General features: G+C 58.1%; 7 protein-coding genes and 5 pseudogenes. 7 read left to right on the plus strand and 5 right to left on the minus strand.

Annotated elements, in window-relative coordinates:
* Positions 1-746 precede the first annotated feature (746 nt).
* From FJ423_RS33080 to FJ423_RS33095, 4 genes and pseudogenes are all read left to right on the plus strand, one after another.
* Positions 747-956 (plus strand): annotated as a pseudogene (locus FJ423_RS33080) (SDR family NAD(P)-dependent oxidoreductase); the annotation flags it as partial.
* Between the two features lie 54 nt (positions 957-1,010).
* Positions 1,011-1,657: pseudogene (locus FJ423_RS33085) on the plus strand (acetyl-CoA C-acetyltransferase); the annotation flags it as partial.
* Between the two features lie 155 nt (positions 1,658-1,812).
* A complete protein-coding gene (locus FJ423_RS33090; protein WP_084016180.1) occupies positions 1,813-2,283 on the plus strand; it encodes a thioesterase family protein in 471 nt (156 codons plus the stop codon).
* Positions 2,284-2,864: 581 nt separating this feature from the next.
* Positions 2,865-3,071 carry a hypothetical protein gene (locus FJ423_RS33095; protein WP_224656014.1) on the plus strand — a complete coding sequence of 69 codons (207 nt, stop codon included), beginning with the start codon at positions 2,865-2,867 and terminating at the stop codon, positions 3,069-3,071.
* A gap of 378 nt (positions 3,072-3,449) precedes the next feature.
* Here FJ423_RS33095 and FJ423_RS33100 read toward each other — a convergent pair whose 3' ends face one another.
* The 3 genes and pseudogenes from FJ423_RS33100 to FJ423_RS33105 form a co-directional block, all read right to left on the minus strand.
* Positions 3,450-4,568, minus strand: coding sequence for an IS256 family transposase (locus FJ423_RS33100; RefSeq protein ID WP_084016182.1), 1,119 nt, complete (start codon positions 4,566-4,568; stop codon positions 3,450-3,452).
* Positions 4,508-4,636 (minus strand): annotated as a pseudogene (locus tag FJ423_RS34520) (IS256 family transposase); the annotation flags it as partial. The gene FJ423_RS33100 and the pseudogene FJ423_RS34520, both read right to left, overlap by 61 nt.
* Positions 4,637-4,910: 274 nt before the next feature.
* Positions 4,911-6,175 (minus strand): annotated as a pseudogene (locus tag FJ423_RS33105) (IS5 family transposase).
* 1,257 nt (positions 6,176-7,432) lie between these two features.
* On the opposite strand from FJ423_RS33105, the gene FJ423_RS33115 reads away from it, so the two are divergent.
* The 3 genes from FJ423_RS33115 (at position 7,433) to FJ423_RS33125 (ending at position 10,164) form a co-directional block, all read left to right on the plus strand.
* Positions 7,433-8,266, plus strand: a complete 834-nt coding sequence (locus FJ423_RS33115; RefSeq protein WP_064995250.1) for a transporter substrate-binding domain-containing protein — start codon at positions 7,433-7,435, stop codon at positions 8,264-8,266.
* Positions 8,267-8,326: 60 nt separating this feature from the next.
* On the plus strand, positions 8,327-9,301 hold the full coding sequence (locus FJ423_RS33120; RefSeq protein ID WP_064995246.1) for an amino acid ABC transporter permease: 975 nt from the start codon (positions 8,327-8,329) through the stop codon (positions 9,299-9,301).
* Between the two features lie 119 nt (positions 9,302-9,420).
* On the plus strand, positions 9,421-10,164 hold the full coding sequence (locus FJ423_RS33125; RefSeq protein ID WP_064995251.1) for an amino acid ABC transporter ATP-binding protein: 744 nt from the start codon (positions 9,421-9,423) through the stop codon (positions 10,162-10,164).
* 332 nt (positions 10,165-10,496) lie between these two features.
* Here the strand turns inward: FJ423_RS33125 and FJ423_RS33130 are convergent, their stop codons facing one another.
* Both FJ423_RS33130 and FJ423_RS33135 read right to left on the minus strand, forming a co-directional pair.
* On the minus strand, positions 10,497-10,781 hold the full coding sequence (locus FJ423_RS33130; protein ID WP_224656013.1) for a hypothetical protein: 285 nt from the start codon (positions 10,779-10,781) through the stop codon (positions 10,497-10,499).
* A pseudogene (locus FJ423_RS33135) lies at positions 10,733-10,879 on the minus strand (transposase domain-containing protein); the annotation flags it as partial. The gene FJ423_RS33130 and the pseudogene FJ423_RS33135, both read right to left, overlap by 49 nt.
* Positions 10,880-10,955 lie beyond the last annotated feature (76 nt).

A 10,955-nucleotide genomic window follows, 5' to 3' on the forward strand; every position in this document is an offset into this window, starting at 1 on the left:
GCGCAAAGAGGCTCACCGGCGACGCCTGGGAGAAGCGGCTAATTGCAGTGCGACGTGCAGTCGAAAATATCTGAGATACTGCACGTGCTTGGGTGGCCGAGGAACCTCGCTCGCGGCCCTCTCGGGCCTGCTGCAGATGCCCTATTGCAACGACTACGCGGGACGAGGGCCTTTCGATGAACCCGCGGGTCCCGATGCGAAGCTTCGGCCCGCTGGCGCGGCGTGGCGGTATGCGAGGACATCGGTGCGATATGTTCCGGAAACGCCCGGCCTGCGGATGGCACCCCGGGCACGGACCGCGGCAGCTTTTCCTTCTCGGGCTACTGTGAGCACCAGAGCGGCCACGTCGTCGTGCAGCTCGATCCGTATGCCGTCAGGCCTGCGGTCAGTGCACTCTCCCCGGCCGAAAAATTCGGCGCGTCCACTCGTAAGATTCTCCGCTCGTTGAATACAGCGATGCAGAAATCGACGCGCTGCTCGCAGCCGGCAATGCGTAGCTATCGCTGGTGAGTTCGCAGTATTGTGCCCGCGTAACCCCGGAGAAGTTACCATTCTCCATTAGCGCGGTAGAATCTGAATTCGAGATGGCTTCAATCTGCAAACAACATTTGAATTAGCGACGCTCGCAGAAATAGTGTGTTGGACCTCTAAGTAAGTCGTGAATTCGTTGCAAAACTTGCGACCTACTCGGATATTTAGGAGCAGCACAAAGGACCCCCTCCCTGTCTCTCACTGGTCGCCGAGCTATGGTCTCCGCTGCGGCCTCCGGTATTGGTCGTGTTATCGCCGAGGCACTTGCGAAAGCTGGGGCTCCGGTAGAGGTGTGCGATGTTGATCAACAGAAGATTGCAGAGATGAGCCACCGACATCCCGCCATTGGCGCGACACGTTGTGATCTTGCCGAAGCGACCGATACTGAGCGCTTCTTCGAAGCTGCAGCCGAGCGGATGGATGGGATCGACATTGGAAACCAACGTTGGCGGTCAATTTCACCAGCCATTTTTGCTTGCGACCAGGAACAGTTCGCGCTCGCCTCGCAGACCAAGGCCGAGGCGGTGCAGAAGGCTGGCAGTTCAAGGATGAGATCGTCGCCGTCACCATCAAGGGCAAGAAGGGCGACACGATCGTCGACCAGGACGAATATATCCTCATGGCGCCGTCATCGACGCCATGACTAACCTGAAGCCGGCTCTCGACAAGGACGGCACGGTGACGCGGCCAATGCGTCCGGCATCAATGACGGCGCCGGCGCGCTGCTGATGACCGAGGCAGAAGCCACCAGGCCGCGGCATCGCCCGGCTGGTCCGCATCGCTGCCGGGGCGACTGCCGGCGTCGATCCGGCGATAATGGGCCCCGGACCTATTCCCGCCTCGAGGCGGGCGCCGGAGAAGGCCGGCTGGTCGGTCAAGGACCTCGACCTCGTAGAGGCCACGAGGCTTTCGCCGCGCAGGCCCGCGCCGTCTACAAAAGCATGGCCTGGGATCCACAATCGTTAACGTTGATGGCAGCCATCGCCATCAGCCACTCGATTGGCGCCTCCGGTGCCCGCGTGTTCAACACGCTGTCTACGAAATGCGCCGGCGCGGCGCGAAAGAGGGCCTGGCGACGCTCTGCATCGGCGGGGGCATGGGCGTCTCTATGTGCGTGGAACGAATATCGCGGAGCCAAGCAAAAGCGATGCACCGCCAACTTCGCCTCTGTCATGTGTCGCTTGAGCTCTCTTTCGGCAGCAGCGACGTGCGAGTAGAGTGTGAGCACGCAATATCGGCGGCACTGTAATCTTCTAACATTACAAGAGATTGGGCAAATAGATGGATGCGACCTGTAAATTCGCAACAATGGTGACCGACGATCTTATTGACGGATATGGGCACATGAATATGGTGCACTATCTGGCAGCGTTCAGTAAAGCTGCGGATGTACGGCTCGACACTGCCATACGTCTAAATGCGAATGGTTCGATGCTCTCTGGCCTCGTCACCGCCGAGGCGCGGATCGCTTACAAGAAAGAAGCGATGCGCGGCGACAATTTGGTCCTTACTACTTGGATAGCCGACATAGACGAAAAGCGAGTCCATGTCGCGCAAACCATGGTACGTGCCGACGGAGCGTTACTGTCGACAGCTGAACAGCTTTTCCTGAATTTCAACCTGCTATCGCGGCGCGTGGAACCATTCCTGCCCGATGTGCTGGCCGACCTTAGAGGCGGTGTTGAGGCGGACAATGGTAAATTCGATCCGGGCATTGTCAGTCGCCGAATGGGCATATCGAGAATAGTATGAATTTACCTGACCTTCGTCAGTCCGTGTCGGTGGCAACTTCTGCGTGTACGTTAGGCGGCGGATTCTGGGTGTCCACCGTCCCGTTGGCAGGCGTGATGATGCCTCGAAGGCGCGTATCACCAGTGGAGGAGGGATCCACCGGAAAGTCTGAATAGCGGCTTGGTTGGGTAACTGGCCGGGACGAAGCCTCGTGACAAAGACCGCCCCGGGCGGTCGAGCAATCCAGCGTGCCGTAACGTGAGTAAAGCCTGAGCAGGCCTCGAAAGAGTCAATGCAGACTCCGACCCATCTCTCGCTCGGGGAAGGCTGTGCGGACAGGGAAGCAATCGACATAGGCACCTGTCCGGTCTGCCGGGTATTGGGCACGGCACGTTGGAAAGGTGATGCTGGTAATCGAAGGGAGGCCCGTTCGGCATGAGGGTGGCGGCCTCAACCTCCGGGCGGCGGTGCCGGCGGGAGTCGGAAACGGTCGTCCGGCCGTTGAAGCCGGGTAATGCCAGCGGAGCGAAGGACCCTGACTTCTGGTGTGCTTTCGAAGGTGGTGGGGAGGGGTGATTGGCGACAAGCATGGAAACGCCGAAATGACCAGGTATCTGCAGAGGAAGCTGTATCGTAAGGCGAAGGCGGAGCCCCTTTACCGCTTCTACGTGCTCTACGACAAGATCTGCCGTGAAGACATGCTGCGCCATGCCTATGCGCTTACCCGCGCCAATGCGGGTTCGCCGGGCGTGAACGGCGTGACCTTTGCGCAGATCGAGGCGGAGGGTGTAACAAGGGGCCGCGGCTAGAAGTGCGTGTTCGGCTGAACCAGCTTTTGCTCGGTTGGTCGACCTACTTCAGCTACGACACCCGAGCGCCGGCCTATGATGCCGTTGACCGGTAATGTGTATGACCGCGTGAGCAAGTGCCATCGGCATAAGCTGCAAGGGTGCGGCGCGAAACAGCTCTCGCGGACCACATCTCCGAGAAACTGGGCGTGGTGTGTCTTCGTCGGCAGCGCGTATCGCCGCCGTGGGCCTTACGATGAGGCCAGTGGGAAGCTGGATGCGGGAGATCCGATGTCCGGTTTGATGAGCAGCGACTGGAAACGGAGCGACGGTCCGGACTGCGGCACCGGCAAAAGGCGGTTGTGTGAGTTCCGCAAAATGAGGCGGCCATGAAGCTGGTCATGCGGCTTGACGCAGCGCGAGCTTCTTGTGCTCGCGCAGGTCGTCCATGTTGATGAAGCGGTTGGCCTCCATCCAGTTTTCGTTGGTCTCGACGGCCAGTGCCCTGACGAGGCGCAGGCAGCGCTGTGAGTTTGGAAAGATGCGTACGACATAGGTGCGCCGGCGGATTTCCTCATTGAGCCGTTCAAGCATGTTCGTGCTCTTGAGATGCTTGTGATGCTGGCGCGGCAGACAAAAGAAGGTCAGCGTGCGCTCGATGGTCTCCTCCACCCAGGTCGTCAGCCTTGGATAGCGGCCCGACCATTTGGACAGCCATGCGGCGAGATCGGCCTTGGCCTCGGCGAGATCGCGCCGGTCATAGAGCCAGCGCAACTCCTGCAGGCAATCGTCGCCATGCTTTCTCGGTAGGTGATCGAGCGCGTTCCTGAGGAAGTGCACGTAGCAGCGCTGCCAGGCGGCTTCCGGGATCACCTCGCCGATCGCGGCCACCAGGCCGGCATGATCGTCGGACACGACCAGCTCGAGCCCTTGAGGCCGCGCGCCTTCAGGGCGACGAGGAAATCCCTCCAGGCCGAGCGGCTCGCGATTGGCCATCTCGACGGCCAGGATCTGGCGCCGCCCATCCCAGTCGATGCCGACCGCGATCAGCACCGCCTGGCTCATGACGATGCCGGCTTCGCGTACCTTCTTGTAGCGAGCATCGAGGATGAGGTAGGCAAAAGGCTCTTGAAGCAGGCGCTCGGCAAACGCCTTCAAACTCTCGTCCAGGCGTTTGTTGATGGCCGAGATCGACGAGGCCGAGAAAGCATGGCCGCACAGCTCTTCTGTGATCGCCTTGACCTTCCGGGTCGAAACGCCCTGCACATACATCTCCGCAAGCGTGGCCACCAAGGCCCGCTCCGAACGCTGGTAACGCTCGAAAAGCTCGGTGGAGAAGCGGCCGGCCCGGTCCTGCGGAACCCGCAGCTCAAGCTTGCCGATGACAAGGGTACGGCCATAGAACCCGAGCGGCAGCCCAGCCGCTCCGGTGTGCGCTCGCTCTTCAAAGCACCCAGCGCCTCGTCCATCTCGGCCCCGAGCACCTCCTGCATCACGGCGCGGATCACCTCGTGCAATCCATCCGGGTTCGAAAGCAGAATGTCTTTGACGGCAGCGCTGGCGGTCTTACTTTCTGTCTTGGTCATGGTGGCGTTCCTTCCAGGGAATCGGTGACGTTGAACATCACCAGCCTTCCCTCTCTCAGCGAATTTGCAGAACCCTCAGCACACTACCCACAAGGCGAAAGCCGTCGGCCAACGGCAACTCCCCGGAACCCACCGCCACCGCGCCAGTCGTTGACTCCTCATTCGATTGTGGCGAAAGCTTCTATACCCTGCTGCGCTGGTATCGCGATGGGGTCATTGTCGAGCGCAACCTGCCGGTGCTCTCGACTTAGTCGACTGTGAACAATCTTGATCGCTAAGCGGCAAGCTGCTTCGGCCGGTTCAGGAACGCGGCGATCAAGAGCCACAAAAGTTGCTTCAGCCACCTGAGCAGGAGGGAGAAGTTGTAACCGGCTGCGGCCAGGATGGCGTTGATCGCATCGCCTTGGATGTGAGCGAGTTAATTGCGGCCATTCTGTGTTCGTTCTTGATGTGGCCAATCACCGGCTCGATCGCGGAGCGGCGGCGCATTTGGCGCTTGATGGCCGGTGTCACGCGGCGCTTTTGACCAGCGGTGAAGACCCTGAACTTATGACTTTGCGGCGCATTGTGGCCGCGATAGCCGGCGTCGGCGAGAACGCGGCTGATCTCGTTGCCGATGGTCTTTTCCATGTCAGGGATGATCGATGAGCGTGTGGCCGTCATAGGGATTGCCGGGCAGCGCTTTTGCATGTAGGGCGAACTGGCCACCCTTTGAGCGGTTCAGTGTGGTGGCCACCGGCACCTTCACCCGAACTCGTAGGGCGCGTGCGCCTTGCCCTTGCCGATGCATTCCACCTCGTGCGCATGCAGGCTGTAGATCTTGCGGCCGCGCTGGCGCTGCTCGAGAACGGTGGAGGCCTGGTAGAGCGACCATTTGAAAAGCGCGTCCAGCTTCGCGTCGCCGGCGATCTGACGGGAGATGTCGCGGACGGTGCGCCCCACATACGTCCTGAGCCTGCGCAGGGCCTTGTTGGCCCGCTTGAATTGCTTGGCGTGGGCGTAGCGCTGATACATGATCAGCGCCTGTTTGCCGACCCGGACATAGGACTGACGCAGGTCGAGCCGCGTCTTCTTCGCCAGCCGCACCAGCCGCTCGCGGGCCCGGTGGATGAGCTTGGCGTTGGTCGGGAACAGGCTGCACGGTCGTGTCCACGATCACTTGGCGCGTGTCGGTCGGCTTCATCGCCCTGTTCTTGACCGCAATGCTGAGGCTTTCTTGCAAGCGCGACGATCCGCTCCTCGCCCATGCGGCTGCGCCAGCGCGTCATCGACGAGCGGTCGAACGGCAGGTTGTGGCGGAAGAACTCCTCGCCGGACAGACACTGGAAATACAGGTTCTCGATCCAGCGGACGCACAGCGCCTCGTCCGACAGGTTGAAGGTGTGCTTGAGGATGGCGAGCCCCGCTATTAGCCGGGTCGGCATCGGCAGCATGCCGGGACCGTTCGAATAGACCGCACCGAAGCGCGCCTCTCTGCTCAAGGCGAGCGCGGAACAGATCCTGTTCTCCAGTCTCACGCCGCTCGCGTGGTCTGCCCATCGCCTAGCTCCGATTCACTGCGATGAAAGCGGCGAATCGCGCTTCGCCAGGCGGCGAAATCGCAAACTGGAATTGCAAGAAACTACCCACAAACTGGCCGTTACCTGCAATTCGGAAGCTGAAAAGTAGACTATTCCTATGCGATATCAGCGGCTTCGGTATTCTTCACGGCCGACGACTTACCTCGGGCACGCACACGTCACCGACACCTACTGGGATCTCACCGAAACGCCAGAGTTACTGCAGTGCGCCCTACTGCGAGTGGAGCCATCTGAGCGGGGAGACCGGGATGAAGAGCGCCAGCACATTTCCCACACTGCTGGAGAGGTTCTTCATGGACCGGCTCATGCGACAGTGACAGGTGAGTCCTCACACGCTTGTGAGCTATTCTGAGCAAGGCGTTGACGTTGCCTGATCTGGAGCCCCCCTTCCGCGTGCTCGCGATGCCGACCAAGCGCTATTTGCGGCGACCAATTGAGAGCACACCTCCAGGACATCTGAGCAGAACGCGCTTTTCAAATACATCGGGGCTCTAGCATATCCAGAACCGCATTTAGCTGTCCGGGAGTGAGTCTGCAAGCGATTAGTGGTATCGCAGGAGATAATCGCCCCCAAGTTGGTGTCCTCTCCAAACAAGCGCTTCGCTGCCGGGGCTGGCGACAAGCGATTTACTTAAACAAAACACTGCAACCGGTCAATTTCCTTCGCCGTTGTCGAATACTGCTTTCCGCATGACCTCATTCCGCCATGAGCAGTTCGTGGGTTGCCAACTGGTCTCGGTGGGGGGCATCTTTCGGTGTATCGCAAATGAACATCTCGAAACGCGATGGGATACCCACACATTTTATGTTGGTCGTGCCGCCGTGTGGCTCGATATCATCGGTAACATCATACCTAGCGTTAGATCTTGACACGCTTGGCATGACCACGGGTCATCTTGTTGTCCCCAAAGTCCCACTATGGGTCATCGAATGACAAGATATCGTGAGGTGTTCCCAATTTTGGACCGCCCGGCTGGAGGATTTCCGGGCTGCCAAGACGCTTCCAGCCATCTAACTTCCAGATGGGTCTGATATTGATTATATTCTTGCTACCTCATGGGCCGAGGGGCTTTGGTTAGCATATAGGCGACGGCATGGAGGAGTGAGCGCTCGCGGCTGCTTCAGCCATGGTGATTGGCTATAGCGGCCCGTCGCTTCTGTATGAGCGGTACCGCCGAGTCTCATGCATCATATCAACCTCAAAGGGGAATGTACTATGAATAAGATTGTGACAATTATCACAGCGGCATCATTGTCCATCGCGTCGGTCGTTTACAGTACCTCGGTGTATGCCGGAGAGGTGCTGCAGCGTGTTCTCAATACGAAGACGCTCAGGGTTGCGGTTGGCACTGATTGGGGAGCAATGTCTTCCCTGAATGCGAACCACGAATTAGAGGGCTATGACATCGACGTCGCCAAAGGCGTCGCTAAATCCCTTGGTGTTAACGTTGAATTTGTCACGCCGGGGTGGGACATCATAGCCGCAGGCAACTGGCAGGGCCGTTGGGATATTAGCATGGGTCAAATGACCCCTACTAAAACCAGAGCTGAAAAATTCGACTATTCCACCACTTACTTCTATGAAAAAGCGGCTGTCATTGTTCACAATGACAGTAAGGCGTCTACACTTTCCGATCTAAATGGAAAGATCGTCGGCGTTTCCGCTGGAACCCTGGCCGAGGACTATGTAAACCAAAACTTTAAGTGGGATTGGATTGGCGCTCGGCCCGAGGATTACAAATTCAAGGCCGGTGAAGTGAAGGTTTATACCTCAACGGGTGTTGCGTTGGATGATCTCCGGCTAGGCGATGGTACCCGTCTTCATGCAATTCTTACTGACGGAACTCTCGCGGAAAGAGCAATCAAATCTGGCTACCCCTTCAAGGTGCTTGGGAGTCTCTTTGCCACGCCTGCTGCCATCCCTATGATGAAAGGCGACAAGGAGTTCAGCGAGAAGGTCTCAGCCGCCCTAAAGAGCATGAAGGATGACGGCACGCTCTCGACTCTGTCGATCAAATGGTACGGGTCGGACCACTCTGTCGAGAATTAGCAAGTTGGTGAAAGTTACGCGGCTCGGGTCAGCCCGAGCCGCCTTGTTGGAGGATGTCCCATGCTTTACCAGGATACGGTGGAATCCGAGGTCCTTGTCCATAGACCGTGGTTTGTTGCCTCGATCTTTGGCGTCGTCTTCGCGATTTGTCTCATGTTCAACCTTGTGGGCACAACCTTCGGCGAGCTTATGCGGCCTGTCATCGGCGACCCTCTGCAGAGTGGCGTCTATGGGCGTTTCGCAATCGCTTTCGTGATTGGGGTCACGTTCTGCCTAAACATCGTGCTAATCGGTTTTGCCCCCTTGAAGGCCCAGATTGGCATTGTGTGGATCGAGCTGCTGACTCTCTTCCTGGCCTTCTTCAAAGCGTTCAACCTTAGTCTGCCCTTCATCTGGGAAAATCTGCCATACCTGATTACGCAGGGTGTGGTGACGACGATCTATGTTTCAGCAGTTTCACTTGTTTGCGCATCAGTCATCGCCATCATTGCAGCGATTGCTAAACTTTCAAGCAACGGCTTCGCCTACGCTATCGCCAGCTTCTACACATCCTTTTTTCGTGGCCTGCCGCTTCTCATACAGATTTACCTGATTTACCTCGGGCTGCCGCAGCTGGGCATTGTCATCAATGCCGTTCCTTCGGGGATATTGGCGCTGTCGCTTTGCGTCGGCGCATATATGACTGAAATTTTCCGCGCCGGTATCCAAAGCATCGATCGCGGCCAATGGGAAGCTTCACGATCCATTGGTTTCGGCTTCGGTCTAACCATGCGCAGGATCATCCTGCCTCAGGCGCTGCCTGTCATCATTCCTCCAATGGGAAACACGTTCATCTCAATGCTGAAAGACAGCTCGCTTGTCTCGGTCCTCGGAGTGTGGGAGCTAACGTTCCTTGCTCGCACCATCGGCCAGCCAACCTTCCATCACATGGAGATGCTGATAACAGCCGCAATGATTTATTGGATCATGTCTGCCTGCCTCGAAGTGGCTCAATCGCGACTCGAGCGTCACTATGCAAGGAGCAAAGCACGATGACTGCTGGCCTCAAAAGTCACTTGAAGGGCCTCGATAGCGGCGATTCCTCGCAAGCGATTGGCAATGTGCTGCGCGAATCACTTTCATCCCAGGAGTCATTCAGTCAGAAGCACGGGTCAATGAGTGCTGACATAATTATCGAAGCCACGAATGTCTCCAAATGGTACGGCACCTTCAGAGCATTAACTGATGTCAATCTAACCGTCCGCAAAGGCGAACGCATCGTCATCTGCGGTCCCTCCGGATCCGGGAAGTCGACGCTCATCCGCTGCTTCAACCGGCTCGAAGCGCATCAGAAGGGCGAGATCACCGTCAACGGGATCAGATTGCACAACAAAATGCGCAACGTGACCGAAGTTCGCAAGAATGTCGGGATGGTGTTCCAGCACTTCAATCTCTTCCCCCATATGACCGTGCTGATGAACTGCATGGCCGGTCCCATGTGGATCAAGGGCGTGCCCGAAGCCCAGGCCAAAAAGACCGCGCTGAAATTTCTGGAGCGGGTGCGAATTCCAGAACAGGCGAACAAATACCCGGTTCAGCTGTCCGGCGGACAGCAGCAGCGTGTTGCGATTGCCCGTTCGCTGTGCATGGAACCCGCGGTCATGCTGTTCGACGAACCGACGTCGGCGCTCGATCCGGAAATGGTCTCCGAAGTGCTGGACACTATGACCAGTTTGGCAAGCGACGGCATGACCATGGTCTGCGTCACCCACGAGATGGGGTTTGCTCGCGCCGTCGCAGACCGGGTAATATTTATGGATTGGGGCCAAATCGTTGAAGAGGGCAATCCCAACGACTTCTTCACCAACCCCCAGCACGAACGCACCAAGCTATTTCTTAGCCAGATCCTGAGACATTGAAGGGTCTCGGCTGACACTCGTTGGTCTTGGTGCCACAGCTAACTAGGTAGCGGCAAGGGCGATCAGCGTAAGCGCCAAGCTGACCCCATCTGGCGCGGCTTGAGGTGATGAGCGATAGATAGTGACACTGAATGAGCTGAGGAGCTTGCAATGTCAATTTCTATGTCTGCGCCTATGCCGGATGACAGAAGCTTCCATGTCCTTGAGGCGGTTGCGAGCCGGCTGGACGCAAGTCCGCGGCGGCGCTGGTCGGCGGAAGCGTACGCAACCGGTGAAGAACGCAGACGTGCGTATCCGGCGGCCATGAGGACCTTAGCACTGCGGTGCTGGCGTCAAGTTTTTGATGGGGAGATGCGATGATATTCTTCGAGGAGGAGTTTAACCTCCTCGATGCCTTCATCGGTGAAGGCTAAGATCCCGTCGTCATCGTTGGTGCCGTACACCCAGATGACGCCGTCCTCCGGCTCGAGACCGAGGGTCAGTTCGTGGATGAGCGCTTCGCTGACGCCGAGGTCGCTGGCGACAAGTTCGACGGTGTAGACGTGGTGCACCTTATTGCGCTGCATGTTCAGGCCGCCGCTGGTTGGGTCCGCAGTTTTGCGGATCTCCAATTCCACGGCAGCAAATCATCGATCCAATGTGCCGGATAGGCGGGCAGTCGGGCGAGGATGTCGGCGAGCCAGGCCTGAGGGTCGACGTCATTCAACTTAGCGCTTTATGCCGACCGCCGAACTATGCCGAGCCTCTTCCGATCATGGCGGTATGACGCGCTTTGCCTGCCATTTCGACCA

The organism is Mesorhizobium sp. B2-8-9 (assembly GCF_006439475.1).
Classification (GTDB): Bacteria; Pseudomonadota; Alphaproteobacteria; order Rhizobiales; family Rhizobiaceae; genus Mesorhizobium.

Bases quoted from the DNA above. Each gene is read 5' to 3' on its own strand.
- FJ423_RS33115 (WP_064995250.1), top strand. From the start codon at position 7,433: ATGAATAAGATTGTGACAATTATCACAGCGGCATCATTGTCCATCGCG.
- FJ423_RS33090 (WP_084016180.1), top strand. From the start codon at position 1,813: ATGGATGCGACCTGTAAATTCGCAACAATGGTGACCGACGATCTTATT.
- FJ423_RS33095 (WP_224656014.1), top strand. From the start codon at position 2,865: ATGACCAGGTATCTGCAGAGGAAGCTGTATCGTAAGGCGAAGGCGGAG.
- FJ423_RS33125 (WP_064995251.1), top strand. From the start codon at position 9,421: ATGAGTGCTGACATAATTATCGAAGCCACGAATGTCTCCAAATGGTAC.
- FJ423_RS33120 (WP_064995246.1), top strand. From the start codon at position 8,327: ATGCTTTACCAGGATACGGTGGAATCCGAGGTCCTTGTCCATAGACCG.